Raw genomic sequence first — 26497 nt, 5'->3', positions numbered from 1 at the left:
CCGCCCGGTGCATCACCCCGTCACCCCGCGCCGCCCGCCTCAGAACCGGCGGCCGCGACCCTAGTGGTGCTCTGACACCTCGGTGACGTCATGCAGGTGATGCACCGGGTCGTGCACGAAATACTGTCCCATCGTCGTCACCGTGAACCGGGCGCCGTCGCTGCGCCGGCCCACCCTGCCGAGGTCCGCGACCGGCACTGCGGCGAAAGCGACGGCAGCGGCTTCCGCGGCCTCCGCCAGTTCCACGGCGACCCGGTCGGGGGCCTGCTCGCCATACCGTTCCGCCACCGCGGTCGCATCCTGGTCCCAGTTCGGGAACAGCGGGTCATCCTCTGTGCGCATCAGAGCGAGCCGGACGGTGAAGATGCGGAATACATCGCGGACGTGGGCCGCGTACTCCAGGGCGGACCAGGTGCGCTCGTCGGGCCGCACCGCGACATCCGCTCGCTCGAGCACGGGGCGCCAGGCCGCGGCGTTCTCCCGGATCAACCGCGGGATCTCCGCGAAGACGACGTCGGCGGCGACGAAACCGCACTCGGGGCAGGGGCGCTCGAGCACCCAGGTCCAGTCCTTGGTGTCCGGGGGAATATTCATGCCGCGAGCCTACCAATCCGCTGTGAGCTTCACTCCGAATTACTGGCAACCGCACCTCAGCGGTCTCTACCAGGAGGAACTCTCATGCGCACTTCACCGAACCGCCTCGTCGCCACCGTCTTCGGGGCCGTCTACCTGCTCGTCGGCCTGCTCGGCTTCGCTGTCACGGGCGGGGTCAGTTTCATCGCCACCCAGGGCGGGCTCCTGCTCGGCCTCTTCGCGGTCAACCCGCTGCACAACGTCGCCCACCTGCTGATCGGCGCCGCCCTGCTGATCGCCGGCCTCTCGAGCGTCGTCGCGGCCAAGTCGGTCAACTCCACCATCGGTGCGGTCTACCTCCTTCTCGGCATCGTCGGGTTCTTCATCGCGGGCTCTGAGCTCAACATCCTCGCGCTCAACACGCCAGACCACTTCCTGCACCTCGCGAGCGCGATCGTGCTGCTCGGGGCCGGCCTCGCCACCGACAAGGTCGTCCGGAACAACTCCGCGATCGCCTGACCCGGCACCCGCTCGCCCCCCGGCACTCGCGTCCGCGAGAGTGCACCGCAGCACCAGCACCCCCACCCACGAACAGGAGCTTCGATGACCCCGATCAGCCGCCTCTGGCTTTCCTTTGCCGCCATCGGCGCGGGAACGATCCACCTCGCCGTGGGTGCGAGCGCCCCGGTGCTCCTCATGATCACCCTGGTCGGGTTCGGCGCCGCCGAACTCGGCTGGGGCGCTGTAACGCTGGTCCGGGGGCGGGCACTCGCCCCCGGGGCAGCGCTCTTCGGAGCCCTCATCCCCGTCTTCGTCTGGGGCGCCGTCGCAACCCTCGGCAGCGGCCTCGGCGTGCCCGCCGCCGCGACCGGTCTCCCGCTCCAGCCGATGGCGACCACCACCCTCTTCGACCTCTTCCTGGCCGGCTCCCTCGCACTCGCCCTACGCCGCACCCGCCGCGCCGCCAACCCCGGCACCATCCCCACCACCGCCGAGCGCGTTCCGAATTCAGGAGTTCAGGCCGGATCCGGCCCGAATCACCCCAAATCACCCCGAATCGGGCGCCAACTCCTGAATTCGGCACAGTCCTCCGCGGGTGAGGCCCCGGGTGAGGCCGCGGGCGGGTGGCGCTTCCTCGCGGCGCTCACGCTCGCGGCCCTCGTCGTGTCCGGGCTCACCACTCCGGCGCTTGCCGCGACGGATGCCGGCGCGCACGCCGTCCCGCACGGCTCGCACGGTCTTCCCGCGGCCCCGACCCCGGGGACCCCGGCCGGCCACCACCACTAGCCGGCGGTCCCCGGGCGGCGGGCCCAGGCATCCGCTGGAGAAGCGGGGACTGCGGGCCCGGTCAGGAGGCGGGGAGGGCGCCCTGACTGCCCATGAAGCGCCGGACGTCCTCGTCGACGATGATGTCGCTCGGGCGCAGCGGCCGGGTGAGGTAGAGGCCGTCGAGGCCGGTCAGCCGGCTGAGCGCCACGTAGGTCTGGCCGGGGCTGAAGACCCGGGTGCCGAGGTCGACGATCGCACGTTCATAGGTCGCGCCCTGGGACTTGTGGATCGTGACCGCCCAGGCCAGGCGCAGCGGGAACTGGGTGAATTCGGCGACGACGTCCCTGCTGAGCTTCTTCGTCGCCTGGTTGTAGCTGTACTTGTACTTCTCCCACACCGCCGGCTCGACCTCGTGCGTCGTGCCGTCGATCTCGACGAAGACGGTCGAATTCACCTTCGTGACCGTGCCGATGCTGCCGTTGACCCAGCGCGGGCCGCCATCGAGCGGGGAGTCGTTGCGCAGGAACATCACCTGGGCGCCCACCTTGAGCTCGAGCACCGCGTCCGCCGGATACGTGCGGCCGCCGAAATCCCCGGTGACCTCCGCCTTCGCGGTGAGCGCCTTGCCCGGAAGCCGCTTGAGCGCCGCCGCGTTGATCCGGTTGACCGCGTCGTTGCGGGTCGCGAGCGTGATCACGCCGTCCTTCGGCGGGGTGCGGGCGCCCGCCGCGTTGAGCGCTCCGCCGATCTCGGCGGTGACCTGTCCGTAGCGCACGGCGTTCAGCATGTGCCGGAAGTCGGCATCCCGCTGCCGGTGTACCTCGGTCAGCTCGAAGATGCGCAGCTCGGCGCCCTTCCAGACCTTCGCGTCGAAGAACCACATCGACCGGTAGGTGTCGCTGAAGTACGCCCGCTCGTCGGAATCGCCGGGCACGGGCGCGAGCTGGTACGGGTCGCCGAACAAGACGATCTGCACGCCGCCGAAGCTGTCGTTCGGGCGCTGCCTGGCCTGCCGGAGGCTGCGGTCGATCGCGTCCATCAGGTCGGCGTTGACCATCGAGACCTCGTCGATCACGACGGTGTCGATCGTGTTGAGCAGCTTCTTGACCTGGTCGTTCTGGTCGATCGCGTGGTCGGCGATGACCCCGATCGGCAGCCGGAACAGCGAATGGATCGTCTGCCCGCCCACGTTGAGCGCCGCGACCCCGGTCGGTGCCGCGATCACGATCTGTTTGCTGGTGTTCCACGACAGGTGGTTCAGGAGCGTCGACTTGCCGGTGCCCGCGCGCCCGGTGACGAAGACATTCTGGCGCGTGTTCTCGATGGCCTGGTAGACCTCGGCCTGCTCACGCGACAACGAAATCGGGGACACGGGTCGCTTTCAGTAGGAATGGTGGGAACATTCCACTGTATCCGCCCGCGCGGGTACCGATGGTGGATGCCGGGCATCCGTGGACAACGCCGCTCGCGACCCGCGCTCGCCCACGCCGTCGCCCACGCCGTCACCCACCGGCCGCGTGCGGAGAATCGCGCCCGTAGAATGTGGACGTGAGCAACCGCGACCGTACGGCCCTGCGCGACCGGGGCCGAACCCTCGTCGCCGTCGTCCTGGTTGCCGTCCTGCTCGTCGCCGCGCTCGTCGCGGCGATCGGCTCGCTCAACCGCGAGGTGTACAGCGCGGGCGGGTTCGTGCGCCAGTACCTCGACGCCCTGGCCCGGCACGACACCGTGAGCGCGCTGAGCCTGCCGGGGGTGACCCCGACCGCGGCAGAGCTGACCGCTGCGGGACTGCCGACGGATCTTCCGAACACCCTGCTGCGGGCATCCGTGCTCAGCTCGATCACCGCGATCAGGCTCGTCAGCGACACCGTTACGCAGGGCAGCACGGGCTCCGGCCCACAGGCGAGCACCGGCACCGCCGAGGTGCACACCGTGATCTACGCCTTCGACCTCGACGGGGCGCCGGAGACGATGGAATTCCGGGTGGCCAGGGCCGGGACATACGCGGCCGTCTTCGACTCGTGGCGCTTCGACACCAGCCCGCTCGCGGTGCTCGGCGTCACGGTGCTGCACGAGGCGAGCTTCTCGGTCAACGGCCTCACCCTCGACACCCGCGCGCACGCGGCTGCCGACGCCCCGGTGACGTTCTCGAACCAGGCCGCGTACCTCGCGTTCGCGCCGGCCCGGTACACGATCGCGCACGAGTCCGCCCTGCTGAGCGCGGCGCCGCAGTCGGTTCCCGTGACCCAGTCCGGGGCGACGGATGTCTCGGTCGACGCCGAACCGAACGCGTCCTTCGTCGGGCAGGTCCAGTCGGAGCTCAACACCTTCCTCGACAGCTGCGCGACGCAGACGGTGCTGCAGCCCTCGGACTGCCCGTTCGGGATCGAGATCAACGACCGGGTCAAGTCGGTACCGGCCTGGTCGATCGCCGAATACCCCGCCGTGACGCTCGCCGCAGGGGAGACTGCCTTCGACATGCCGGCGACGGCGGGGCGGGCGCACATCAAGGTCGCCGTCCAGTCGCTCTTCGACGGGGACCTCAGCACCCGGGACGAGGACGTGCCGTTCGCGGTCTCGATCCAGGTCGTCGTCGGGGCCGACGGGTCGCTCGCGATCCAGCTCCGCTGACCCGCCCCGCCCGGGCCTACGGCCGGCGGGTGTCGCGCGAGGCGAGCCGCTCGAGCTGGGCGTTGTAACGGTTGAGTTCGGCCTCGCCGGTCCGGTCGGCGTTGCGGTCCTTGCGCCGGGTCTCCTTCTCGTCACTGCGGGACCACTGGATCGCGACGGCGATCGCGAGCGCGATCGTCGGGATCTCGCCGACGCTCCAGGCGATCCCGCCGCCCAGCTGCTGATCGGCGATCGCGCTGACCCCCCAGGTGCGACCCATCGCGCCGTACCAGTCGGCGAGGAGCAGGCCCGTCCCGGTCATCAGGGCGACCCCGAAGAAGGCGTGGAACGCCATCGTGCCGAGCAGCAGCAGCAGCCGGAAGGCGTACGGCAGCCGGTACGGCACCGGGTCGATGCCGATCAGGGACTGCACGAACAGGTACCCGGTGATCAGGAAGTGCACGACCATCCACTCGTGGCCGATGTGGTCGGTCGTCGCCCAGCTGAACAGGTTCGAGTAGTAGAACACCCAGAGCGACCCGGCCCAGAGCACCGCGGCGACGAGCGGGTTCGTCAGAACGCCGGCGTAGCGGGAGTGCACCGCGAGGAGGATCCATTCGCGGGCGCCGCGGCTCTCGTCGGTGCGCTTGTGGATCGCCCGGGCCGCGAGGGTGATCGGGGCGCCGGGCACGAGGAAGACCGGCACGAGCATGGTGAGGGCCATGTGCATCAGCATGTGCGAGGAGAACAGGTACTTCGCGTACAGGTTGGCGCCGCCGTTGGTGATGTAGAAGAGGATGAGCATGCCGACCACCCAGGACACCGTCCGGTAGATCGGCCAGGAGTCGCCGCGCTTGTGGAGGCGGTAGACGCCCGCGAGGTAGAAGAAGATCCCGAAGGCGCAGAACAGCACCCAGGCGAGGTCGAAGTTCCACTCGGTGAAGTAGCGGGCGAAGGTGAGTTCCGGAGGCAGCAGCTCTCCGGTGAGGATCTGCGCGGGGGTCGAGGTGGGCACCTGGGTCGCCACGATCTGGGCGACCGGGGTGGCGGTGCGGGCGAGCGCCGCGGCGACCCCCGAGGCGAGTCCCATGAACGCGAGTTCGGCGACCACGAGCCACCAGAACCAGGCGCTCGCGCTGCGGCCGGCGGCGCCCGGTCCGGCGAGCGTGGCCCTGCGCATCCGCTCGACGAGGAACCGCCGCTGCAGCACGCCGAAGCCGCCGAGCGTGATGAGGGCGACGACCTTGACGAGCACGAGGATGCCGTACGGCGTCAGAAGCCGGTCGATGCTGCCGATGCGCAGCTCGGCGCTGACGTACCCGGAGGCCGCGACGACGACGAAGCTCACGATGGCGAGCGTCGAATACCGGCCGATGACGGCGTTGATGCGCGTGCCGTCGAGTTGCCTGCGGAGCACGATGACCGTCAGGAGCCCGCCGAGCCAGATCGCCGCGAACACGAGGTGCAGCCCGAGTGCCGTGATCGCGACATCGTGGCCCTGGCTGCCCGCCGCGTGGCCCTGGAGAGCCATCGGTACGAGTGCGCCGACCGCGAGCGCCGTGACGAACACGAGCCCGGTCTGGCTGCGCACCGCGAAGCACAGCACGGTGACGCCCGCGGCGATGAGTGTGGTCGCGAGCCAGGCCTGGCCGAGTTCGATCTGGCTGAAGAACTGGCCGGCGGTCGCGCTGAAGCGATCGTCGAAGGCGAGCGGGACATCCGTCACCTGCAGGAAGGTCAGGAACCCGGTGAGTGCGGCGGCGGCCGTGAAGAGAGCCGCGGCCCCGGCAGCGAAGTCGAGCGAGGCTCCGTACGCGCTCTCACGGGGGCTCAGCGCGAAGCACGCGAGCACAAGGGCGCCGATCGTGCCCGCGGCGCCGAGGTTGACCAGGAGCTTGGCGACCGGGAGTCCCCAGCGCACGAGCGGCCCCGGGTCGGCGAGCAGTTGCGCAGCGGCGCCGCCGCCGTAGGCGAGGGCCAGCAGTGTCGAGAGCACGGCCACCAGGAGGAGGGCTGCAGGACCGGAGATCCGCACGAGACGAGGCACGGCTCCAGCTTAACCGGCCAGCAGGGTGGGTGAGCCGTGAGCGGATGCCGCGGAGCAGACACAGAGGAGGGCGCCGGCCGAAGCCGACGCCCTCCTCGGGATGAAGCTGGTGGAACGGGTGCCGATGTTACTTGGCGGCGGCCTTCAGCTTGCTGCCGGCGGTCAGCTTGACGCGGTGGCCGGCTGCGATGGCGATTTCCTCGCCCGTCTGCGGGTTACGGCCGGTGCGCGCCGCGGTGGCGGTGCGCTCGACGCCGAGCCAGCCCGGGATGGTGACCTTGCCGTCGTTGGCGACGGTTTCGGCGAGTGCGGCAAAGAACGCGTTGAGCACGCTGTCGACGGCAACCTGGCTCTGGCCAGAGTCTGCGGCAACCTTGGCAACGAGCTCGGTCTTGTTCAGCGACTTGTCAGCCATTGAGTGTCCTCCTCGGACCTTCGTCTGTAAAAAAACAGGTATGCGGGTAATGCGGGCGACGCCAGAAGACGCCTCCGTTGGTCGGTTGGACCGGGTTGAATCTAACAGAGTTCCGCGAACTTCCGCGTATTTCCGGCGTTTTTCGGCATCTTGGGGTGCTTTTTACCCGTCTGGGAGCACCATTTCCGCTGTGCGCGGAATCCGGACGGAATCCGGGGTCTCGTGCCGAGACATCCGCCCCGGGTACGCAGAAGGGGATGTCGACCGAAGTCGACATCCCCTCATTCGCGGAACCGGAGTTCAGCGGAGCGATTCAGCGGGTGTTACCAGCTGGACTTGGTGATGCCGGGCAGCTCGCCGCGGTGCGCCATGTCGCGGAAACGCACGCGCGAGATGCCGAACTTGGAGAGGTGGCCACGGGGGCGACCGTCGACGGCGTCGCGGTTGCGCACGCGCACCGGCGAAGCGTTGCGGGGAAGCTTCTGGAGGCCGAGGCGGGCTGCCTCGCGCGACTCGTCCGTACCGGACTCGTCGACGAGGGCCTTCTTCAGTTCCAGGCGCTTGACGGCGTAACGGGCAACAACGATCTTGCGCTGTTCGTTACGGGCGATCTTGCTCTTCTTGGCCATGTGTTAGCGCTCCTCTCGGAAGTCAACGTGCTTGCGCACTACGGGGTCGTACTTCTTGAGTACGAGACGGTCGGGGTCGTTACGACGGTTCTTGCGGGTCACATACGTGTAACCGGTGCCGGCCGTCGAACGGAGCTTGATGATCGGGCGAACGTCATGCTGCTTGGCCATTAGATTTTCTCCCCACGGGCGAGCAGGTCCTTGACGACCGACTCAATGCCACGAGCGTCGATAACCTTGATGCCCTTGACCGAGAGGGTCAGGGTGACGTTACGGCGCAGCGAAGGCACGTAGTACTTTTTGGTCTGTACGTTCGGGTCGAAACGACGCTTGGTGCGTCGGTGCGAGTGCGAGACGTTGTGTCCAAAGCCGGGAACGGCTCCGGTCACCTGGCAGGTTGCTGCCATGGTTCTCCTCCAATACCGAAGGGCGAATGCCCTTCCCAAGATCTCTTGTCGGCCGAACACAGTAGTCCCACTCCCTGAGGTGCGGGAAGCGAAGCCGACGTGTTCCGGCAGTGCACGCACAGATATGCGCAGCAACGGCTAACTCTACGGGTCGCCGGCTGGCCGCGCAACTCGGGTCAGGGCGACTCGGCTCAGGGGGTGGCGGTGGCGGATGCCGCGGTGCACGCCGCGCAGAGGCCGAACACGTCGACGACGTGGGCGGCCTGGGTGAAGCCGTGCTCGGCGGCGACGTTCTTCGCCCAGGTTTCGACGGCATCCGCTTCGATTTCGACGGTGAGGCCGCAGTGCCGGCAGATCAGGTGGTGGTGGTGGTCGGTCGTGCTGCACGCCCGGTACAGGCTTTCGCCGTCCGGCGACTGCAGGCAGTCGGCTTCGCCTTCTCCCGCGAGATCGGCGAGGGCGCGGTAGACCGTCGCGAGCCCGATCGGGGACCCCGTCGCGTGCAGCCTGCCGTGCAGGCCCTGCACGCTGACGAAACCGATCGTGTCGCTGAGGGCGGTGCGCACGGCCTCGCGCTGCCAGGTGTTGCGCTTCATGCCTTCCACCCTAGGCTGGCCCGGGTTCCGGCACGACCGGCGGCCGGCCGGGAGCTCCCCGCGGCGCGTGAGCTGCCGGCCCGGGTGCGGAGCTGACGCACGGCGAGGGCCAGCAGGAAGAAGGTCGCCGCAGTGAGCGCGATCGCGGGCCCCGCGGCGACGTCGAGGGCACGGGAGAGCAGCACGCCGATGATCCCGGCCGCGGCCCCGAGCACCGGCGCCGCGACGAGGATCTGGCCGACGGTGCGGGCGAGCAGGCGCGCGGCGGCCGCGGGAGCCGCGATCAGGGCGATCGCGAGAATCGCGCCGACGGCAGGCATCGCCGTGACGACGGTCGCGGTGATGAGGCCCAGGGTCAGGAGTTCCACCGGCCATTCCCGGTATCCGGCCGCGCGGTAGCCGTTCGGGTCGAAGGTCGAGAACAATAGTTCCTTGCCGAGAAAGACCGTCGCCACCACGGCGATCCCCAGCACGCCGGCGGCGAGGCCGATGTCGGAGCCGGTGGTGGTCAGGATGGATCCGACGAGGAAGGAGTCGACATGGACGGGCAGGGAGGGGTTGAGCGCCTGCAGGAGCACCCCGAGCGCGAAGCCCGCGGTCAGCACGATTCCCGAGGCGACCTGGCTGCCCTGGCGGCGCACCCGGCCGATCAGGGTCATGATCCCGACGATGGCGATGCTCGCGACGAAGGCCCCGAGCGGAATGCTCAGCCCGAGCATGGCGGCGGCGACCGCGCCGGGGAAGGTCGCGTGGGTGAGCGCCTGGGCGAAGAAGGTGCGGCGCCGCAGCACGACGAGCGACCCGACGAGGCCGCAGAGGGCCCCGATCACGGTCGCGGCGAGGAGGGCGGTGCTGAAGTAGTCCATCAGCGCACCGCCGCAGTTCGCGGCTGCGTCGCTCGCATCCGGTCGTGCGGGTGCTTGCCGCGCCTGAACCGGTCGAGCAGGAGGCGGCCGGCGAGGGCGAGCGCGTATCCGGTCACGAGCACGAGCACGACGGTCGCGCCGCTCGGCAGGTTGATGCCGGCGCCGACGGATGCGACGTAACCGAGGGTGAGTCCGACCCAGGCCGCGAGAGCCGCGAAGACCGCCGCGACCGGGAACAGCAGCCACAGGCGCACGGTCACGAGCCGGGCGACCGCGCCCGGCACGATCAGCACGGCGAGCACGAGCAGGGTACCGACGGCGCTCGACGCGGCGACGACGACGAGGGCGATCGCCACGTTGAGCACGAGGTCGAGCACGAACGGCCGGTAGCCGACGGCCGAGAACCCGGTGCGGTCGAAGGCTCGGAACAGTTGTTCCTTGAGGGTGATTCCCACGAGGAGGAGGGCGACCGCGCAGATCACAACGGTCTGCACGACCTCGACCACGCTGATCGTGAGCAGACGCCCGAACAGGAGCTGCTCGAGCTGGCCGACGTAGTTGGTCTGCCGGGAGACCACGATCACACCGATGCTGAACATGGCCGTGAACACGATCGCGATCGCCGCGTCGACGGGCACGGCCCGGCGCATCAGCACCGCGAGCACGACCGCGGTGAGCACGGCCGCGACGATCGCGCCGGCGAAGAGGCCCTCGCGGCCGCCCCAGACGAAACCGATCGCGATGCCGGGGAACACCGCGTGGGTGAGCCCGTCACTGATGAATTCGAGCCCGCGCAGGTTGACGAGCACCCCGACGACGCCCGCGACGAGACTGAGCACGAGCAGCACCACGAGGGCGCGGGACATGAACGGCAGGGAGAAGGCGTCGGTGATGGCGCCCCAGACATCCACTCAGTGCCCCGTGTGGCCGGGCACGACGACGGTGTGCTCGTCGAGTTCGACGCCGACGGACCGGAAGGTGCGCTGCACGTTCTCGAGGCTGAGCACCTCGTCCAGGGGGCCGAAGGCGACCTGGCCACCGTTGAGCAGGAGCACGGACTCGCAGACGTCCCTGGCGAGTTCGAGGTCATGGGTCGAGACGAGCACGGCGACGCCCTCGGCCTTGAGGCGTTTCACGGTGCCGACGAGCGCCTCCCTGTTCTCCTGGTCGAGCCCGTTGAACGGCTCGTCGAGCAGGAGCAGGCGGGGGCCGGATGCGATGGCGCGCGCGAGCAGGCCGCGTTGCTGCTGGCCGCCCGAGAGTTCGCCGAACCGGGCCCTCGCGCGGTGGCGGAGGCCGACGGCGTCGAGGGCGGCGGCGACGTGCGCGCGGTCGCCCTTTCCGGGAAGGCGGAGCCAGCCGAGGGAGCGGTAACGGCCCATCATCACGACCTGCTCGAGGGTGACCGGGAATTCCGGGTCGAGTTCGTCGGCCTGGGGCACGTAGCCGACCGCGCCGGCGGGAGCCGGGGACTCGCCGAGCACCTCGACGGTGCCCGCAACGCGGTGGATCAGGCCGAGCACGCCCTTGAGCAGGGTCGACTTCCCCGACCCGTTCGGGCCGATCAGGGCGACGGCCTCGCCGGCGCGCAGATCGAAGGTCACGTCCTCGAGCGCGGGCGTCTGCGCATAGGCGAAGGATGCCCCGTCGACGTGCAGGGCCAGGGGTGCGTTCTCGGGCACGTGAGAATCGTTCTCGTTCACCTGTTCACTATCGCAGGTCTGCCGGGACGGCGGTCGGGGTGACGCCCCAGGACTCGAGAATGAGGCGCACGTTGTGCAGCTGGGAGGCCACGTAGGTGGCACCGTCGCTGCCGGCCGGGCCGAGGGAGTCGCCGTACAGGGCGTTCTCGCCGGAGTACACGGTGACGCCGGCCTGCCGGGCGATCGTGTCGGCGGCCTTGGGACTGATCGACGCTTCGGAGAAGACGGCCTTGACGCCGGTGGCCTTGATCTTCGTGACGAGCTGGTCGATCTCGGTCGCGCTCGGCTCGGCGTTGTCGTCGAAACTCGGGATCACGCTGCCGACGTAGGTGATTCCGTAGGCGGTCGTGAAGTAGCCGAAGGCGTCGTGGTTGCTGACGAGGAGCCGTTCCGCTGCGGGGACGGGGTCGATGTTCGCGCGGATCCAGCTGTCGAGCGCTGAGAGCGTGCCTTCGTAGCTCGCGGCGTTGGCCGTGAAGGCGGCCGCCCGGTCGGTGTCCGCGGTGCTCGCGGCCTCGAGGCCGGCGGCGATGGTCCGGGTCATGGCCTCCGCATTGGCGACGTCGGTCCAGATGTGCGGGTTGCCGCCCGCGTGGTCGTGCGCGGCATCCGCCGTGTGGGCCGCCTCGTCGTTGCCGGCGCCGCTCTCGGCGATCGTGATGCCCGCGTCGGAATCGATAGTGACGCCGTGGAAGCCGGAGGCGTCGATCGCATCGGTGAGCCATTCCTCGAGGCCGACGCCGTTGATCACGAGCACGTCGGCACGGCCGAGGGCGGTCAGGTCGGCCGCGGACGGGTCGTAACTGTGCGCACTCTGGTTCGGCTGGATGAGCTGGGTCAGCGTGACGCCGGGGGCATCGCCGATGACGTTGCGGGTGAGGTCGGCGACCTGGGTGGTCGTCGCGACGATTCGGAGATCGCCCGCGGAGCCGCCGGAACCGCCGGTCGAGCCGTTACTGGAGGCCGAGCATCCGCTGAGGGCGAGCGCGGTCGCGGCCAGGAGTGCGGGCAGGAGGAGTTTCGAGGTGGTCACGTATGCGACGGTAGCCCTATTGATAATGATTGTCAAAACCATTAGACCGCGTCGGCTGTTCCGAATTCAGGAGTCAGACCCCTCCAGGCCCGGCGGTCCCGCCAAGCAGTGCGGCAGCCCCGCGCCGTTCCCCGGCAACTCCTGAATTCGGAACAGGGTGGGGCCGGGAGGGGTGGGCGGGGACGGCGGGCGGGGGCGGTTAGACGACGCCGGAGGTGCCGAGCAGGGAGCCGATCAGGAAGGTGACCACGAGAGCGGCGGCGCCGCCGAGCACGACGCGGATGATCGCCCGCAGCTTGGGGCTGCCGCCGAGGTGGGCGCCCGTCGCGCCGAGGGCGGCCAGGGCGACCAGGACAGCGGCGAAGGTGATGGGAATGCGTACGCTCGCGGGGAGGAGCAGGATGGCGAGGAACGGCAGCAGCGCGCCGAGGGTGAACGCCGCAGCAGAGACCCAGGCGGCGTGCCAGGCGCTGACGACGTCGTCCTCCGTGATGCTGTGCTCGGCGAGCAGGTGGGCGCGCACCGGGTCGATCGCGGTGAATTCCGTAGCGACCTGCCGGGCGGTCGCGGGCGCGAGGCCCTGCTTCTCGTAGAGCAGCGCGAGTTCTTCGAGTTCACCCTCGGGGTCGACGCTGAGTTCGCGCTTCTCGCGCGCGATCAGGGTGCGCTGGCTGTCGCTCTGGCTGCTGACCGACACGTATTCGCCGAGGGCCATCGAGATCGCCCCACCGACGAGGCCGGCGGTGCCCGCCGCGGCGATGACCGCTGTCGAGCCGCTCGCGCCGGCGACGCCGACGACGAGGGCCGCGACGGAGACGATGCCGTCGTTGGCGCCGAGTACCCCGGCGCGGAGCCAGTTCAGGCGGCCGGCGTGGCTCTCGGTGCGCTTCCGGTCGTCGGCTTCTGCCGCGACCGCTGGGACGACGGGGGTGATTCTGGCGGGGGCGATGGAGGTCATGGAGAACATCAGACCACAGGGATTCCGCGGCCGCCAGCGTGGAAAGCCTTACCTCACCAGCGCATTAAAGGGCTGGTGAGGTAAGGCTTCCCAAAGTTCGACCCGCTTATTCGAGGAGGAGGGCCGGTTCCTCGATGATGCTCGCGACGTCCGCAAGGAAGCGGCTCGCCACGTCGCCGTCGACGACCCGGTGGTCGAAGCTCGCGCCGATGGTCGTGACCTGGCGCACCCGCACCTCACCGTCGACGACCCAGGGCTTGGGCTTGATCGTGCCGAGGGCGACGATCCCGGCTTCGCCCGAGTTCAGGATCGGGGTGCCGGTGTCCATGCCGAAGACGCCGATGTTGGTGATCGTGATCGTGCCCCCGGCCTGGTCTGCCGGAGTGGTCTTTCCGTCGCGGGCCGTGAGGGTGAGGGTCTCGAGAGCGCGGGCGAGCTCGAGCAGGCTCATGTCCTGGGCTTCCTTGACGTTCGGCACGATCAACCCGCGCGGAGTGGCCGCGGCGATGCCGAGGTTCACGTAGTGCTTGATGATGATCTCCTGGTCGGTGAAGACCGAGTTGACGGTGGGGTTGCGGCGCACGGCCCAGATCATCGCCTTCGCCATGATCAGCATCGGCGAGACCCGCACCCCGGCGAAGTCGGTCGAGGCCTTGAGGCGCTTGACGAATTCCATCGTGCGCGTGGCGTCGACGTCGACGAACAGGCTGACGTGCGGCGCGGTGAACGCACTGCCGACCATTGCCTGCGCGATCGCCTTGCGCACGCCCTTGACCGGGATGTGCTCCTCACGGTCGCTCGGCCACTCGGGCGTCTGGATGTTGCGGAACACGCTCGCCTGGGTCGCCCCGCGCAGCACGTCCTCGCGGGTGACATCGCCGACCGGCCCGGTCGCTTCGATGAGGGCGAGGTCGACGCCGAGGTCCTTCGCGAGCTTGCGGATCGGCGGCTTGGCGATGACTGGCCCGGCGGATGCCGCGCGCGGCGCTTTCGCCTGGGCTGCGGCCGCCGGCCGGGGCGTTTCGATCGCGGGAGGAGCGATCGAGGCGTGCGGTGCCGATACGTCGGATCCCCGACGGCGGCGGGTCGGCACGCTCGGAGCGGCTCCCCGGCCGACGAGCACCTTCGGCTCCTCGGCGGTGATGGTCGATCCGGTGTCGAGGGCTGCGCCGGCGAGCTCGGTGACGCGTGCTGCGGGGACCTGGCCGGCCTCGGCATCCGCCGACGGGGCAGCGGGTGCGGCGACCGGAGCCGAACCGATGGAGGCGGGCTCCTCGGCCGGGACGATCGTGATGATCACCGTTCCGACGTCCACGGTGGTGCCGACCTCGACGAGGATTGCGCCGACGACGCCGACGAACGGAGACGGCAGTTCGACGAGCGACTTGGCCGTCTCGATCTCGACGAGCACCTGGTTGATCGACACGGTGTCGCCGGGGGCGACGCGCCACTCGACGATCTCAGCCTCGGTGAGGCCCTCACCGACATCGGGAAGGGTGAAGTTCAGGACGCTCATCTGGATTCCTTGCTGTGGGTCATGCGCGGTGCGGGGCGGTGCATGTCAGTAGGCGAGGGAGCGATCGATCGCTTCGAGGACCCGGTCCGGGGACGGCAGGAAGTGGGTCTCGACGGCCGCGGGCGGGAAGGGGGTGTCGAAGCCGGAGACGCGCAGCACGGGAGCCTCGAGGTGATAGAACGATCGCTCCGTCACGGTCGCGGCGATCTCGGAGCCGACGCTCACGAAGCCGTATGCCTCCTGGGCGACGACGAGGTGGCCGGTCTTCTCCACGGACGTGAGGATGGGGCCGTAGTCGATCGGCGAGATCGAGCGCAGGTCGATGACCTCGATGCTGATGCCCTCGACCGCGGCCAGTTCGGCGGCCTGCAGCAGGACCGTGACCATGGCGCCGTGCCCGACGACGGTGGCGTCGGTGCCTGCGCGCACGACCCGGCTCGCGTGCAGCGGAATCCCGCTCGCGCCGAAACGCACCTCGCCCTTGGGCCAGTAGCGGCTCTTCGGCTCGAAGAAGATGACCGGGTCGTCCGAGGCGATCGCCTCCTGCATCATCCAGTAGGCGTCGTGCGGGTTCGAGGGGCTGACCACGCGCAGTCCGGGGGTGTGCGCGAAGTACGCCTCCGGGCTCTCCTGGTGGTGCTCGATCGAGCCGATGTGCCCGCCGTAGGGAATCCGGATCACGACGGGCATCGTGACCTGGCCCTCGTGCCGGTTGCGCATCCGGGAGAGCTGGCTGGTGATCTGGTCGAAGCCGGGGAAGACGAAGCCGTCGAACTGGATCTCGCAGACCGGGCGGTAGCCGCGGAGGGCGAGGCCGATCGCGGTGCCGACGATGCCGGACTCCGCGAGCGGGGTGTCGAGCACGCGCTTGTCGCCGAATTCGGCGTGCAGGCCCTCGGTGACGCGGAACACGCCGCCGAGCGGCCCGATGTCCTCGCCCATCATCAGGACCTTGGGATTGTCCAGCATCGCCTGGCGGAGGCCGGCGTTCAGCGCCTTGGCCATCGGGAGGTTCGCCGAGGTGGCCGGCGCAGCGGATGCCGCCGCCGTTGGCGAGGCCGGCACTGCCGACTCCAGGACCGCTGTCTCTGTCACGATCGTGTCGCTCACGCGTCGCCTCCTTCGAAGGATGCTTCGTATCGGTCGAGCCAGGCCTTCTGCTCCTGGATCAGCGGGTGGGGTTCGGCGTAGACGTTGTCGAAGATGACCGAGCGCTCGGGCGAGCGGATCTCGAGGGCCCGGCGGCGGACATCCGCTGCGTGGTCCTCTGCCTCTTCGTCGACGGCGTCGAGGAAGTCCTGTTCGACGCCGAGGCCCTGCAGGTAGGCGCGGAACCGGACGATCGGGTCTTTCGCGACCCAGGCGGCGAGTTCCTCCGGGTCACGGTACTTCGTGGGGTCGTCTGCGGTGGTGTGCGCGCCGACCCGGTAGGTCATCGCCTCGATCAGGGCGGGGCCTTTGCCCGCGCGGGCGTCGTCGAGGTGCTTGGCGGTCACGGCGTAGCTCGCGAGCACGTCGTTGCCGTCGACCTGGGTGCCGGGCATGCCGAAGCCGCCGGCGCGGAGGTAGAGCGGGGTGCGTGACTGCCGGGTCACGGGGACCGAGATCGCCCAGTGGTTGTTCTGCAGGAAGAAGACCTGCGGGGTCTGGTAGCTCGCCGCGAAGACGAGGGCCTCGTTGGCGTCACCCTGGGAGGAGGCACCGTCGCCGTAGTACACGATGACGGCTTCGTCGGTCTCCGGGTTGCCGGTCGCGGTCGTGCCGTCGAGCTGCATGCCCATCGCGTACCCGGTCGCGTGCAGGGTCTGCGAGGCGAGCACGAGCGTGTAGAGGTGGAAGTTGCCGTGCTCCTCGGGGTTCCAGCCGCCGAGGGTGACCCCGCGCAGCATCCGCAGGATGTCGACGAGGTCGAGGCCGCGGATCATGCCGACGACGTGCTCGCGGTAGGAGGGGAAGACGTGGTCCTGGGGGCGGGTGGCATAGGCGCTGCCGACCTGGGCGGCCTCCTGGCCGTGGCTCGGCACCCAGAGCGCGAGCTGGCCCTGCCGTTGCAGGTTGGCCGCCTCCTTGTCGAAGCGCCGGACGACGACCATATCGCGGTAGAACCTGCGGAGGTCGTCTTCGGTCAGGCGGTCGAGGTACGGCATGAACTCCGCAGCCGCCTCGCTCGGCTCGACGAGACCGCTCGTCGAGAGCACCTGGACCAGGGGGGAGTCGTTCTCACTCGCTGCCATCGTACTAACCTAGCCGCCGGGCCGAATGCCCCATTGGTAGATTTCGGACAAGGTCTTGGCAGGTTCGCAGTAGTTCGTCCACAGATTCTTCCTCGCCGATCGAGATCCGAATGCCCTCGGGGAAGGGCCGCACGACGAGTCCGGCGGCGCCGAGCGCCTCGGCCGCGGCGGCGGTCTCCGCGCCGGTCGGCAGCCAGATGAAGTTGCCCTGGGGTGCTGGAGTGTTCCAGCCCTGCTCGGTGAGCGCACGCCAGATCGTGTCACGACGGATGCCGATGGTGCGCACCCGTTCCATGAGCTCGTCGTCGACATCGAGCGATGCGATCGCGGCAGCGCTGGCGACCCCCGTGACCGACAACGGAATCGCCGTCGCACGGGCCGCGTCGAGGATCGCGACCGGGCCGAGGCCGTAGCCGACCCGGAGCCCGGCGAGGCCGTAGGCCTTGGAGAACGTGCGCAGCACGACGAGATTGGGGTAGCGGCCCAGCAGGGAGATGCCGCTGACCGCGTCGGGGTCGGTCACGAACTCGGCGTACGCCTCGTCGAGGATGACGAGCAGCGTGGAGGGGACGCTCGCCATGAAGGCCTCGAACTCCGCGGCGCGCACGATCGTGCCGGTGGGGTTGTTCGGGCTGCAGACGATCACCACGCGGGTTCTGTCTGTGATCGCGGCGGCCATGGCGGCGAGGTCGTGGCCGTGGTCCGGTCGATTGGGCACTTGCACGCTCGTCGCGCCTGCAACGGTGACGAGGCTCGGGTACGCCTCGAAGGAACGCCAGGAGTAGACGACTTCGTCGCCCGGGCCCGCCGCGGCGAGGATGAGCTGGGAGAGCAGGGCGACGGAGCCGCTGCCCACGTGCACCTCGTCCGGAGAACACCCGTAGCGGGCGGCGAGGCGTTCCCGCAGAACGGACGCGGAGGCATCCGGATAACGGTTGTACGCCGTCTCCGCGCCGACGGCGGCGATCACGCCGGGCAGCGGCCCGAACGGGTTCTCGTTGCTCGAGAGCTTGAAGGCACTCGCGGCTGCCGCCTTACCCTGCCGGTAGGCCGGGAGTGCGATGATTTCGGGGCGGAGTCGCACCGCTGACTGGTCTGTGGGGCTCACTCGGCGATTCTACGCCGGGGCGTATTCGCGCGGCCGCATGAGCCACGCGGAGACCGGTCGCGCCACCGGTCGTGCCACCGGTCGCGCCACCGGTCGCGCAACGCCATGCCACAAGTGCGCAACGCCCGGTCAGGTGCCATAGTGGTCGCATGGCCCGATTCCTGATCAAGCTGATCCTCAATGCCGTCGCCCTGTGGCTCACCACCCTCCTCGTGCCGGGAGTGAGCGTCGAACCCTATGCGCCGGACACCGGCGCCATCGTCGTGACCTATCTCCTGATCGCCCTCATCTTCGGTCTCGTCAACGGCGTGATCGGCGGTTTTGTCCGCGTCATCGCCTTCCCGCTCTACGTGCTGACCCTCGGCCTCCTTGCGCTCATCGTCAACGGCCTGCTCCTCATGCTCGTGGCCCTGATCTCCGACGGCCTCGGCTTCGGCCTGCAGGTCGACGGCTTCTGGACCGGGGTGCTCGGGGCGCTCGTGCTCGGCATCATCAGCTGGCTGCTCGGCGTGCTCGCGCGTCCCGCCACCGGCCGCCAGTAGCCGGTTCCGCGTACCGGGTTCACGGGGTTCACGGCCCTGGGTTCACGGCACTGGGTTCACGGCCCGGGTTCACGGCCCGTTCACGCGGATGCCGCGCCACCGGGTGACCTCGGCCGGTCCCGTTCCGACGAGCCCGGCCAGGGCGCCCCTGAAGCGCACCAGGTTCGGCTCCGCCGACCCGTCCATCAGGCGGGCGGTGGCCTGGTAGCTCGTGAGGGAATGGGCGGGCAGCGCCTGCCCTGCCGGCGTCTCACCGGCGGCGAATGCCCTGCTGCGCACGAGGACCCGGTCGTCGGTCTCCTGCGGCAGGCCGCCGAACGCCGGAACGATGTCGTCGGTGTGCTCGACGGTGACGGCCTCCACCCCGGCCGGAGTGGAGAGCTCCGCCGTCGGCCCGCCGAATGAGGCGACCCCGACGGTATTGAACTCACCGGACCCGGCGAGCTGGACCGCGACCTGGCCGCCGAGGGAGTGCCCGACCGGGAGCACCGGGTCCTGCGGCTGCACACCGGCCGCGCGCATCGCCTCGACGACGGCGCGATACGAGCCGGAGGGACCGAGCGGGGCCGCGGCCCCTGAGACGTCGCTGGTCAGGTCGAACGGCTGCCCGGTCCCCGTGGGGTCCCACTCCGCTGTGCCGCCGATGTAGACGATCCAGGACGGCGGGGATCCCGTGGCGCCCGCATAGCGCTCGATCCGGATCTGCGGGCCGTCCGCCCGCGCCTCGGGGATTCGCCGGGCGAGCTCCCCGAACCCGTCGGGGGGCAGGGCCGCGAGCACGGCCGGATGCAGCGGGCTGCCGTCCTCGGCGACCCGGTGCACGCTCACGGGCGTTTCCCTGAGGAGGCCGACGGGGCTGACCAGCAGCAGCGCAGCGGAGGCGACGGACGAGACGCCGAGCACGCCGAGCCCCTCGTCACCGAGTTCGAGTGCTGCGGGAAACGGCAACCCGAGCGCGCCGACGGCCGCGTCGTCTGCGGAGGATACGAGTACGCGCACCGCGGCGACGACGGCCGGGTCGCTCACCAGTCCCGGGTTCGCCTGGAACCACGCGGCGACCTCTGCCAGGCTCCCGCCGGCCCAAGCGCCGCCGAAAACCGCCCTGCCCACCAGCGCGCCGAGCGCGATGGCCGCGAGGTCCGGCAGCGCGCCGAGAATCATCAGCGGGGCCGCGCGCCCCACGAGGTAGCCGAGCCACCCTCCCGCGACGCCGCTCGCGCGCTCGACCGCCCGCTCGACGCGCCCGTATTCCTCGGCGGCCGTCACGAGCCCGTCGGCGAGCGTCCTGCTCCGCTCGACGATGTCCGCGATCACGGTGTCCGCACGCAGGAGCACGAGACCCGGATCGGCGTCCGTCCAGGTCACCGCGGGCGTCGGCGCTGAGTCGAGCGCCCGGATCCGGGCCAGGCGGGCACGCCAGGACTCGGATTCCGTCTGGAGCGCTCGGAGCACGGCCGCCTCGGCGAGAACGGCGTCCGTCGCAACGAGGGTTCCGCCTCCGCCGGAGACCATCAGCCCCTCTCCGGACCCCGGCCCGCTCACTCCGACCATCCTCCCGGCGTCGCCCGGGCCGGGGTCTGCGCCGGCGCCTGGGGCACGGAAGCCGTCGTGACCGCCGCCGCAGCGTCGGCCGCTTCGGCCGCGAGCCGCGCCTTCACCACCTCGATTCGCGCGAGCACCGCGGTGAGCGCCTCCTCGACGCTCCGCTCCGCACCGGCGAGGAGCGCTGCGAGTTCCCAGCGTCGTTCGAGATAGACGCGCTGCGCCTCGGAGCGCCACTCGGCCGGGGCTCCGGCGGGGAGAAGCCGGCGCCCCGCGAGGGCGATGTCGTCGGCCAGGGTGCGCAGCAGCATCCGCTGGTGCCGCAATTCGGTCAACCCGTCGGTCTCCGGCGGATACTGCCACCACGGCATCGGCCTGCCCTTCCGCGAGGCCGCCCCGGCGGGCCCCGACAGACCGATCCTGTGCGCCCGTGCCCGCCTGAGCCGCGGCCGGCGGGAACCTGGGGAAAGCGAAGTCCCCCGACCAGGTGTGGAGGAGGCGAAAGTGACGGACAATGGACCCATGACCTTCTCGGCGATCCGCCCCGACGAGGCGACGCCCTTTCGGATCATCTTCGTGTGCACGGGTAACATCTGCCGCTCGCCGATGGCGGAGATCACCCTCCGCGACCTGGTCACCCGGTCGGGGCTGGGCCGGCTGATCTTCACGAGTTCGGCGGGCACCGGAGACTGGCACGTCGGCGAGCAGGCGGATGCCCGCACGGTCGCCGCCCTCAAACGGCAGGGGTACGACGGCAGCCACCACCGCGCGCGCCAGTTCGACCCCGTCTGGTTCGCCGACTACGACCTCGTCGTCGTGCTCGACCGCACCCAGGAGCGCATCCTGCGGAACTGGGCGGTGAGCGACCGGGACAGGAGCAAGGTACGCCTGCTGCTGAGCTTCGATCAGGAACAGGCGTCCCTGCACGACGTGCCGGACCCGTACTATTCCGACGATGCGTTGTTTGACTCGGTATTGGGCATGATTGAGAAGGCAAACCTCGCGCTCTTCGCGCAACTAGAGCCCGCAATTCGACAGGGAGTCCGATGAGTCCACTACCCCCCCAGGTCCTCAGCCCACTAGACGGCCGTTACCGTGCCGCCGTCACCGAACTCGGGGAGTACCTGTCGGAGGCCGGACTCAACCGCGCGCGGGTGCACGTCGAGGTCGAGTGGCTGATCACCCTCACCGATCGCCGCCTGTTCGGCTCGACGCCGCTCGACGCCGAGCACAAGGCATCGCTGCGCGCCCTCGTCACCGACTTCGGCCAGGCCGAGATCGACGAACTCGCCGTTCTCGAGGCCACCACGCGCCACGACGTCAAGGCCGTCGAATACCTCGTGCGCCGGCGCCTCACCACGCTCGGCCTCGACCGGATCAGCGAGCTCACCCACTTCGCCGCGACGAGCGAAGACATCAACAACCTCGCGTATGCCCTCACCGTGAGCGCAGCCGTGCGCGAGGTCTGGCTGCCCAAGCTCCGCGCGACCATCGGCCTGCTCCGGCTGCGCGCCCTCGAGTACCGTGCGGATGCGATGCTCGCCCGCACCCACGGCCAGCCGGCAACTCCGACGACGGTCGGCAAGGAGATCGCGGTCTTCGTGTACCGGCTCGAACGCCTGGCCGCGCAGATCGAGACCAACGACTACCTCGGCAAGTTCAGCGGCGCAACCGGAACGTTCGCGGCGCACGTCGCGGCGGATCCCACGACCGACTGGCCGGCAGTGTCCCGCGCGTTCGTCGAGGGGCTCGGGCTCACCTGGAACCCCCTGACGACCCAGATCGAGTCGCACGACTGGCAGGCCGAGCTCTACTCGAAGGTGTCCCACGTCAACCGGGTGCTGCACAACCTCGCGACGGACGTCTGGACGTACATCTCCCTCGGGTACTTCCGGCAGATCCCGCAGGCCGGCGCCACCGGGTCCTCGACGATGCCGCACAAGATCAACCCGATCCGATTCGAGAACGCGGAGGCGAACCTCGAACTGTCCTCGGCGATCCTCGACTCGCTCGCCGCGACCCTCGTCACGTCGCGCCTGCAACGGGACCTGACGGACTCGACGACCCAGCGCAACATCGGCGTCGGCTTCGGTCACTCCCTGCTCGCGCTCGACAACATCGTGCGCGGCCTCGGCGAGATCGACATCGACAGGGTCCTGCTCGCGCACGACCTCGACGTCAACTGGGAGATCCTCGGCGAGGCCATCCAGACCGTGATCCGGGCGGAGGTCTCGGCCGGCCGGTCGACGATCGCAGACCCGTACGCGCTGCTCAAGGAGCTCACCCGCGGCAAGCGGATCAACCAGGCCGACCTCGTCGCGTTCGTCTCCGGACTCGAGATCGGGGAAGAAGCCCGGGCCCGCCTGCTCGCGCTGACTCCCGCGGCCTACGTCGGCCTCGCCGACAGCCTCGTCGACTACCTCGGCTGACGCCTCAGGGCACGGGCACGGGCTGGGAGCTTAGGGCTTCTGGCCCTTGTCCTGCTCGTCGATGTCGGTCTTCTCGGCGTCGTTGGGCTTGATGTTGAGCACGAGCATCGCGATCACGACGAGCACGACGATGAACGTGATGCCGAACCCGATCAGGGCGAGCAGCGGCTCCCTGGTACTCATCAGCACGACGAGGCCGAGGAAGACGGCCATCACGCCGGCGAGGCCGACCAGTTCGAGCGGCTTCAGTACTTCGGAGCGGCTGGGCTTGCGCGGCGTGTTCTGGGTCACTGGGTGTCCGAATCGTTGGGTGCTGCGGGGTGGATCGAGTCGACGGATGCCGCGGCGGCGCCCGCCGCAACGGCCCACTTGAGCGAGAACGCGGCGATGCCGAGGTAGACCGCGAGCATCACGAGGTAGGCGCCGAACAGCCCGACCGAGACGACGACGTTCGGCGGCAGCACGAGCACGACGATCGCGAAGAGCGCGGTCGCCGCGCCCATCACGAGCCAGTCGTGGTCTGCCGGGTCCCTGCGCCGGGCACGGATGCCGCTCGACAACTCCAGGAAGCCGGTCACGATGCCCCACACCGTGACGAGGTAGAGGAAGAAGCCGAGCCCGCCGCCGTGGAAAACGAGCGCGAGCGCCCCGGCGACGACACCGGCGATGCCCTGCACGAGGAAGGCGCCGCGTTCCCGTGAGTCTGCGAGCGTGCGGCGGCTCAGCACGGCGATGACGACCCCGCTCGCGAGCGCGAAGGCGCCGAAGACCAGGAGCCCGAATTCCGGGGAGTGGTTCGCGGTGAACGTGATCAGGACGGCCGGAACGACGGCGACGCCCGCGCGCACGAGGGGCACGGTCCAGTAGCCGGCGGTGCGGTGATCCGTGCCGGCTGTGTCGGGTGCTTCGGCCATACGGAGACCCCTTTCCTGCCTGCGGCGGATGCTCATTGTCTTCGGTTCGAGACTGGCCAAGTCTACGCGGGCCCGCCCGGAGCATCCGCTCGCCGTCGAAGCCCGCGGAACCGACCAGCCGCCGAGAGTCGCCGAGTGACGCAAAAAACGCCGAGTGTCGCCGGTCCAACGGCGACACTCGGCGCGAGCGGCGATTCCCGGCCGGAGCCGGGAGTCGCCGCTGACCTCCTAGAGCGCGTTGACCGCGCCGAGGATCTTGGTGAGGGAGTCCTTGGCGTCGCCGAACAGCAGCGTCGTCTTCGGGTCGTAGAGCAGCTCGTTCTCGATGCCAGCGAAGCCGGGGCGCATCGAGCGCTTGAGGAAGACGACCTGGCGGGCGCCGCCGACGTCGAGGATCGGCATGCCGTAGATCGGCGAGCCGGGCGAGGTCTTGGCCGCGGGGTTGACCACGTCGTTCGCGCCGACGACGAGGGCGACGTCGGTGTTCTTGAACTCGGGGTTGACCTCGGCCATTTCCTTGAGCGACTCGTACGGCACGTTGGCCTCGGCCAGGAGCACGTTCATGTGCCCGGGCATCCGCCCGGCGACCGGGTGGATCGCGAAGACGACCTCGACGCCCCTGGCCTGCAGGGTCGTGGCGAGTTCGGCGATCGTGTGCTGGCCCTGGGCGACGGCGAGTCCGTAGCCGGGCACGATGACGACCCGCTGGGCGTAGTTGAGCAGCACGGCGACGTCTTCGGGGCTCGAGGAGCGTACCGGGCGGTCGCTCTGCGTGGTCGAGCCCGCGGTCGAGCCGCCCTTGAAGGCGCCGAACATGATTCCGCTGACTCCGCGGCCCATGGCGGCGGCCATCGCGCGGGTCAGGATCGTACCGCTCGCACCGACGAGGGTGCCTGCGACGACGAGGAGGAGGTTGCCGATCACGATGCCGGAGGCCGCGACGGCGAGCCCGGTGAACGCGTTCAGCAGGGAGATGACGATGGGCACGTCCGCGCCGCCGACCGGCAGCACGAGCAGGGCGCCGACGACGAGGCCCAGAACGAGCAGCACGACCGCCCAGCCTGCTGCGCCGGTGCCGACGACGAAGCCGCCGGTGGCGAGGGCCAGGAGGACGATTCCGCCCATCACCCAGGCGAGCCCGGGGAACACGAGCGGGCGGGAGCTGATCAGGCCCTGGAGCTTGCCGACGGTGACGGCGGAGCCTGCGAAGGACACCGCTCCGACGAGCATCGTGAAGACGACCGCGACCCTGGTCCAGCCATTGGCGCTTTCACCGAGCTCGAGCATGGCCACGAGCGCGGCCGCGCCGCCGCCGACGCCGTTGAAGAGGGCGACGAGTTGGGGCATCTGCGTCATCTGCACGCGGCGCGAGATCGGGGCGGCGATGGCCGAGCCGACGGCGATGGCCACGATGATGGCGGGGATGTTGTCCATCCGGACCGAGAAGAACACCGTGATGACGGCGAGGAGCGCTCCGGCGGCGCCGATCAGGTTGCCGCGCCTGGCGGTCTTGGGCGAGGACAGGCCGCGGAGGGCGAGGATGAAGCAGACGGCGGAGACCAGGTAGAGAAGCCCGGTCCACTCGGGGCTGAGCAGGCTCATTTGGCGGTGTCCTTCGCGTCGGTGCCGGCCGGTTTGCGGGGGGCGAACATTTTGAGCATCCGGTCGGTGACGACGAAGCCGCCCACGAGGTTCGCCGTCGCGAGGAGCACGGCGAGCAGGGCCACGATCAGCAGCCAGATATTGGTGGTCTGGCCGGCGACGGTGATCGCTCCGATCAGGATGATGCCGTGAATGGCGTTCGCGCCGCTCATCAGCGGGGTGTGCAGGGTGCTCGAAACCTTCGAGACCACTTCAAAGCCGACGAAGACCGCCAGCACCACCACGGTCAACAGGGTGATCGAATCCATCAGTCTTCTCCTTGCAGCGCGGCCAGGGCCGCGAGGGCTGCCTTGGTCGGTTCGTGCGTAACTTCGCCCGAGTGGGTGAGGCAGGCGCCGGCGATGACCTCGTCGGTGAAATCGGGGGCGACCGTGCCCTCGCTCGTCATGAGCGCGAGCAGGTTCGCGACGTTCTTGGCGTACAGGCGTGATGCGTCCGCCGGCATCGTGGATGCCGCGTCCTTCATCCCGACGAGGGTGACGCTTCCATCTCCGCTCGCGACCGGCACGAGGGTGTCGACGCCGGCCACGACGCCTTCGACGTTTCCGCCGGTCTCAGCGGCGAGGTCGACGATGACCGAGCCCGGCCGCATGCCGGTGACCATGTCGTGCGTCACGAGCAGGGGTGCCGGGCGGCCGGGGATCGCGGCCGTGGTGATGAGGACATCCGCCGCGGCGACGTGGGGGGCGAGGAGCTCGCGCTGGCGCACCGCGCGGTCCTCGCTGAGCTCGCGGGCGTACCCGCCTGCGCCCTCGACGGCATCGAGGTCGAGCGTCACGAAGGTTCCGCCCATCGAGGTGACCTCGGTGGCGGATGCCGGGCGCACGTCGTACGCGGAGACGCGGGCGCCGAGGCGCTTGGCCGTCGCGATCGCCTGGAGGCCCGCGACGCCGGCGCCGAGGACGAGGACACGGGCCGGCGGGATTGTTCCGGCGGCGGTCATGTACATCGGGAAGAACCGCGGGAAGCGGATGGCCGCCTCGAGGACGACCCGGTAGCCGGCGACGAGGGCCTGCGAGGTCAGGGCGTCCATCGACTGCGCGCGGCTGATGCGCGGCACGAGTTCGAGGGCGAAGGCCGTGACGCCGGCGGCGGCGAGTGCCGTGACGGTCGGCAGTTCGTTGGCGGGGGCCGCGAGTCCGACCGTGACGAGGCCGGAATGGAGCCGGGCGGCCAGCTCGGGGGTGAGCGGGCGCACGTGGCAGTAGACGTCGAGTTCGTCGAGCGCGAGCTGCGGGACGACGGTGGCACCGGCATCCGCGTACGAGCGATCGGAGAAGCCCGCCGCGATGCCCGCGCCGGCCTCCATCAGGACCTCGACACCGAGGCCTCGTAGTTGCTGCACGGTCTCCGGTGTCGCGGCGACACGACGCTCTCCCTCGATGCGCTCTCGCCCAATGCCAACCTTCACGCGGGTATCTCCTTCGCGGCGGCCAGCCACGAG

General features: G+C 69.8%; 30 protein-coding genes. 6 read left to right on the top strand and 24 right to left on the bottom strand.

Translation table 11 applies throughout. The features are described from left to right. Positions 1-60 precede the first annotated feature (60 nt). Complete coding sequence (locus tag MQH31_RS15840) at positions 61-594, bottom strand: DinB family protein (RefSeq protein ID WP_243012829.1); 534 nt, start codon at positions 592-594, stop codon at positions 61-63. 84 nt (positions 595-678) lie between these two features. Between MQH31_RS15840 and MQH31_RS15835 the strand changes: the two genes are divergently transcribed. Together MQH31_RS15835 and MQH31_RS15830 are read left to right on the top strand one after the other, a co-directional pair. Further along, positions 679-1092, top strand: coding sequence for a DUF4383 domain-containing protein (locus MQH31_RS15835; protein ID WP_243012828.1), 414 nt, complete (start codon positions 679-681; stop codon positions 1090-1092). An 84-nt stretch (positions 1093-1176) separates the two neighbouring features. After that, positions 1177-1860: a hypothetical protein gene (locus MQH31_RS15830; RefSeq protein ID WP_243012827.1), complete on the top strand. Its 684-nt coding sequence runs from the start codon at positions 1177-1179 to the stop codon at positions 1858-1860. Between the two features lie 61 nt (positions 1861-1921). On the opposite strand, the gene MQH31_RS15825 is transcribed toward MQH31_RS15830, so the two are convergent. Beyond that, the gene (locus tag MQH31_RS15825; RefSeq protein ID WP_134534792.1) at positions 1922-3214 is read right to left on the bottom strand and encodes an ATP-dependent DNA helicase; all 1293 of its coding nucleotides are present in this window, start codon (positions 3212-3214) and stop codon (positions 1922-1924) included. Between the two features lie 176 nt (positions 3215-3390). Here MQH31_RS15825 and MQH31_RS15820 point away from each other — a divergent pair, with 176 nt between their 5' ends. Then, positions 3391-4473, top strand: coding sequence for a hypothetical protein (locus MQH31_RS15820; RefSeq protein WP_243012826.1), 1083 nt, complete (start codon positions 3391-3393; stop codon positions 4471-4473). 16 nt (positions 4474-4489) lie between these two features. On the opposite strand, the gene MQH31_RS15815 is transcribed toward MQH31_RS15820, so the two are convergent. The 15 genes from MQH31_RS15815 to MQH31_RS15745 all read right to left on the bottom strand — a co-directional run bounded on the left by MQH31_RS15815 (position 4490) and on the right by MQH31_RS15745 (position 17964). Continuing rightward, positions 4490-6499, bottom strand: coding sequence for a bifunctional copper resistance protein CopD/cytochrome c oxidase assembly protein (locus MQH31_RS15815; protein WP_243012825.1), 2010 nt, complete (start codon positions 6497-6499; stop codon positions 4490-4492). A 127-nt stretch (positions 6500-6626) separates the two neighbouring features. After that, entirely contained in the window at positions 6627-6914 is a 288-nt protein-coding gene (locus MQH31_RS15810) for an HU family DNA-binding protein (RefSeq protein WP_134534790.1), read from the bottom strand. Between the two features lie 323 nt (positions 6915-7237). Further along, a complete protein-coding gene (gene rpsN, locus MQH31_RS15805; protein ID WP_134448490.1) occupies positions 7238-7543 on the bottom strand; it encodes a 30S ribosomal protein S14 in 306 nt (101 codons plus the stop codon). A 3-nt stretch (positions 7544-7546) separates the two neighbouring features. Beyond that, complete coding sequence (gene rpmG, locus MQH31_RS15800) at positions 7547-7714, bottom strand: 50S ribosomal protein L33 (protein ID WP_092322741.1); 168 nt, start codon at positions 7712-7714, stop codon at positions 7547-7549. Further along, positions 7714-7950 (bottom strand): 50S ribosomal protein L28, encoded by a 237-nt coding sequence (rpmB, locus tag MQH31_RS15795; protein WP_134448494.1) that lies wholly within the window; start codon positions 7948-7950, stop codon positions 7714-7716. Before rpmB ends, rpmG begins: the two co-directional genes overlap by 1 nt. Positions 7951-8141: 191 nt before the next feature. Further along, complete coding sequence (locus tag MQH31_RS15790) at positions 8142-8546, bottom strand: Fur family transcriptional regulator (protein ID WP_134534789.1); 405 nt, start codon at positions 8544-8546, stop codon at positions 8142-8144. Beyond that, positions 8543-9412 carry a metal ABC transporter permease gene (locus MQH31_RS15785; RefSeq protein ID WP_243012824.1) on the bottom strand — a complete coding sequence of 290 codons (870 nt, stop codon included), beginning with the start codon at positions 9410-9412 and terminating at the stop codon, positions 8543-8545. Before MQH31_RS15785 ends, MQH31_RS15790 begins: the two co-directional genes overlap by 4 nt. Next, entirely contained in the window at positions 9412-10323 is a 912-nt protein-coding gene (locus MQH31_RS15780; protein ID WP_243012823.1) for a metal ABC transporter permease, read from the bottom strand. Before MQH31_RS15780 ends, MQH31_RS15785 begins: the two co-directional genes overlap by 1 nt. Continuing rightward, positions 10324-11115: a metal ABC transporter ATP-binding protein gene (locus tag MQH31_RS15775; protein ID WP_241976257.1), complete on the bottom strand. Its 792-nt coding sequence runs from the start codon at positions 11113-11115 to the stop codon at positions 10324-10326. Between the two features lie 7 nt (positions 11116-11122). Then, entirely contained in the window at positions 11123-12148 is a 1026-nt protein-coding gene (locus MQH31_RS15770) for a metal ABC transporter substrate-binding protein (protein ID WP_243012822.1), read from the bottom strand. Between the two features lie 199 nt (positions 12149-12347). After that, positions 12348-13106: a VIT1/CCC1 transporter family protein gene (locus MQH31_RS15765; protein ID WP_134534786.1), complete on the bottom strand. Its 759-nt coding sequence runs from the start codon at positions 13104-13106 to the stop codon at positions 12348-12350. Between the two features lie 106 nt (positions 13107-13212). After that, the gene (locus MQH31_RS15760; RefSeq protein ID WP_134534785.1) at positions 13213-14622 is read right to left on the bottom strand and encodes a dihydrolipoamide acetyltransferase family protein; all 1410 of its coding nucleotides are present in this window, start codon (positions 14620-14622) and stop codon (positions 13213-13215) included. 45 nt (positions 14623-14667) lie between these two features. Next, the gene (locus MQH31_RS15755; RefSeq protein WP_243012862.1) at positions 14668-15627 is read right to left on the bottom strand and encodes an alpha-ketoacid dehydrogenase subunit beta; all 960 of its coding nucleotides are present in this window, start codon (positions 15625-15627) and stop codon (positions 14668-14670) included. Between the two features lie 101 nt (positions 15628-15728). Continuing rightward, positions 15729-16856 (bottom strand): pyruvate dehydrogenase (acetyl-transferring) E1 component subunit alpha, encoded by a 1128-nt coding sequence (pdhA, locus tag MQH31_RS15750; RefSeq protein WP_134534784.1) that lies wholly within the window; start codon positions 16854-16856, stop codon positions 15729-15731. A gap of 4 nt (positions 16857-16860) precedes the next feature. Beyond that, a complete protein-coding gene (locus MQH31_RS15745; protein ID WP_243012821.1) occupies positions 16861-17964 on the bottom strand; it encodes a histidinol-phosphate transaminase in 1104 nt (367 codons plus the stop codon). A 149-nt stretch (positions 17965-18113) separates the two neighbouring features. On the opposite strand from MQH31_RS15745, the gene MQH31_RS15740 reads away from it, so the two are divergent. Further along, positions 18114-18506: a phage holin family protein gene (locus MQH31_RS15740; RefSeq protein WP_134534783.1), complete on the top strand. Its 393-nt coding sequence runs from the start codon at positions 18114-18116 to the stop codon at positions 18504-18506. A 69-nt stretch (positions 18507-18575) separates the two neighbouring features. Here the strand turns inward: MQH31_RS15740 and MQH31_RS15735 are convergent, their stop codons facing one another. Continuing rightward, a complete protein-coding gene (locus tag MQH31_RS15735; protein ID WP_243012820.1) occupies positions 18576-20048 on the bottom strand; it encodes an alpha/beta hydrolase family protein in 1473 nt (490 codons plus the stop codon). Then, the gene (locus MQH31_RS15730; RefSeq protein ID WP_243012819.1) at positions 20045-20419 is read right to left on the bottom strand and encodes a hypothetical protein; all 375 of its coding nucleotides are present in this window, start codon (positions 20417-20419) and stop codon (positions 20045-20047) included. The genes MQH31_RS15735 and MQH31_RS15730 overlap by 4 nt, the downstream gene beginning before the upstream one ends. A 151-nt stretch (positions 20420-20570) precedes the next feature. On the opposite strand from MQH31_RS15730, the gene MQH31_RS15725 reads away from it, so the two are divergent. Then, positions 20571-21098: a low molecular weight protein-tyrosine-phosphatase gene (locus tag MQH31_RS15725; protein ID WP_134534906.1), complete on the top strand. Its 528-nt coding sequence runs from the start codon at positions 20571-20573 to the stop codon at positions 21096-21098. Further along, on the top strand, positions 21095-22477 hold the full coding sequence (gene purB, locus MQH31_RS15720) for an adenylosuccinate lyase (protein ID WP_243012818.1): 1383 nt from the start codon (positions 21095-21097) through the stop codon (positions 22475-22477). The genes MQH31_RS15725 and purB overlap by 4 nt, the downstream gene beginning before the upstream one ends. Positions 22478-22507: 30 nt before the next feature. Here the strand turns inward: purB and MQH31_RS15715 are convergent, their stop codons facing one another. The 5 genes from MQH31_RS15715 to MQH31_RS15695 all read right to left on the bottom strand — a co-directional run bounded on the left by MQH31_RS15715 (position 22508) and on the right by MQH31_RS15695 (position 26464). Next, complete coding sequence (locus MQH31_RS15715; protein ID WP_198415894.1) at positions 22508-22768, bottom strand: hypothetical protein; 261 nt, start codon at positions 22766-22768, stop codon at positions 22508-22510. Further along, complete coding sequence (locus MQH31_RS15710; RefSeq protein WP_243012817.1) at positions 22765-23391, bottom strand: HdeD family acid-resistance protein; 627 nt, start codon at positions 23389-23391, stop codon at positions 22765-22767. The genes MQH31_RS15715 and MQH31_RS15710 overlap by 4 nt, the downstream gene beginning before the upstream one ends. A 228-nt stretch (positions 23392-23619) precedes the next feature. Next, on the bottom strand, positions 23620-24993 hold the full coding sequence (locus tag MQH31_RS15705) for an NAD(P)(+) transhydrogenase (Re/Si-specific) subunit beta (protein ID WP_243012816.1): 1374 nt from the start codon (positions 24991-24993) through the stop codon (positions 23620-23622). Beyond that, positions 24990-25301: an NAD(P) transhydrogenase subunit alpha part 2 gene (locus tag MQH31_RS15700; protein WP_243012815.1), complete on the bottom strand. Its 312-nt coding sequence runs from the start codon at positions 25299-25301 to the stop codon at positions 24990-24992. Before MQH31_RS15700 ends, MQH31_RS15705 begins: the two co-directional genes overlap by 4 nt. Next, positions 25301-26464: a Re/Si-specific NAD(P)(+) transhydrogenase subunit alpha gene (locus MQH31_RS15695; protein ID WP_243012814.1), complete on the bottom strand. Its 1164-nt coding sequence runs from the start codon at positions 26462-26464 to the stop codon at positions 25301-25303. The genes MQH31_RS15700 and MQH31_RS15695 overlap by 1 nt, the downstream gene beginning before the upstream one ends. Between the last annotated feature and the right edge of the window lie 33 nt (positions 26465-26497).

Origin of the sequence: Cryobacterium zhongshanensis, from assembly GCF_022760445.1 — a bacterium.
In the GTDB taxonomy this organism is placed as follows: Bacteria; Actinomycetota; Actinomycetes; order Actinomycetales; family Microbacteriaceae; genus Cryobacterium; species Cryobacterium algoricola.
This window is presented reverse-complemented; position numbering and strand designations above follow the sequence as displayed.

Coding starts and splice junctions, on each gene's coding strand:
- MQH31_RS15840 (WP_243012829.1), bottom strand. CDS start 594: ATGAATATTCCCCCGGACACCAAGGACTGGACCTGGGTGCTCGAGCGC.
- MQH31_RS15835 (WP_243012828.1), top strand. CDS start 679: ATGCGCACTTCACCGAACCGCCTCGTCGCCACCGTCTTCGGGGCCGTC.
- MQH31_RS15830 (WP_243012827.1), top strand. CDS start 1,177: ATGACCCCGATCAGCCGCCTCTGGCTTTCCTTTGCCGCCATCGGCGCG.
- MQH31_RS15810 (WP_134534790.1), bottom strand. CDS start 6,914: ATGGCTGACAAGTCGCTGAACAAGACCGAGCTCGTTGCCAAGGTTGCC.
- rpsN (WP_134448490.1), bottom strand. CDS start 7,543: ATGGCCAAGAAGAGCAAGATCGCCCGTAACGAACAGCGCAAGATCGTT.
- rpmG (WP_092322741.1), bottom strand. CDS start 7,714: ATGGCCAAGCAGCATGACGTTCGCCCGATCATCAAGCTCCGTTCGACG.
- rpmB (WP_134448494.1), bottom strand. CDS start 7,950: ATGGCAGCAACCTGCCAGGTGACCGGAGCCGTTCCCGGCTTTGGACAC.
- MQH31_RS15790 (WP_134534789.1), bottom strand. CDS start 8,546: ATGAAGCGCAACACCTGGCAGCGCGAGGCCGTGCGCACCGCCCTCAGC.
- MQH31_RS15785 (WP_243012824.1), bottom strand. CDS start 9,412: ATGGACTACTTCAGCACCGCCCTCCTCGCCGCGACCGTGATCGGGGCC.
- MQH31_RS15765 (WP_134534786.1), bottom strand. CDS start 13,106: ATGACCTCCATCGCCCCCGCCAGAATCACCCCCGTCGTCCCAGCGGTC.
- MQH31_RS15760 (WP_134534785.1), bottom strand. CDS start 14,622: ATGAGCGTCCTGAACTTCACCCTTCCCGATGTCGGTGAGGGCCTCACC.
- MQH31_RS15755 (WP_243012862.1), bottom strand. CDS start 15,627: ATGGCCAAGGCGCTGAACGCCGGCCTCCGCCAGGCGATGCTGGACAAT.
- pdhA (WP_134534784.1), bottom strand. CDS start 16,856: ATGGCAGCGAGTGAGAACGACTCCCCCCTGGTCCAGGTGCTCTCGACG.
- MQH31_RS15740 (WP_134534783.1), top strand. CDS start 18,114: ATGGCCCGATTCCTGATCAAGCTGATCCTCAATGCCGTCGCCCTGTGG.
- MQH31_RS15730 (WP_243012819.1), bottom strand. CDS start 20,419: ATGCCGTGGTGGCAGTATCCGCCGGAGACCGACGGGTTGACCGAATTG.
- MQH31_RS15725 (WP_134534906.1), top strand. CDS start 20,571: ATGACCTTCTCGGCGATCCGCCCCGACGAGGCGACGCCCTTTCGGATC.
- purB (WP_243012818.1), top strand. CDS start 21,095: ATGAGTCCACTACCCCCCCAGGTCCTCAGCCCACTAGACGGCCGTTAC.
- MQH31_RS15710 (WP_243012817.1), bottom strand. CDS start 23,391: ATGGCCGAAGCACCCGACACAGCCGGCACGGATCACCGCACCGCCGGC.
- MQH31_RS15705 (WP_243012816.1), bottom strand. CDS start 24,993: ATGAGCCTGCTCAGCCCCGAGTGGACCGGGCTTCTCTACCTGGTCTCC.
- MQH31_RS15700 (WP_243012815.1), bottom strand. CDS start 25,301: ATGGATTCGATCACCCTGTTGACCGTGGTGGTGCTGGCGGTCTTCGTC.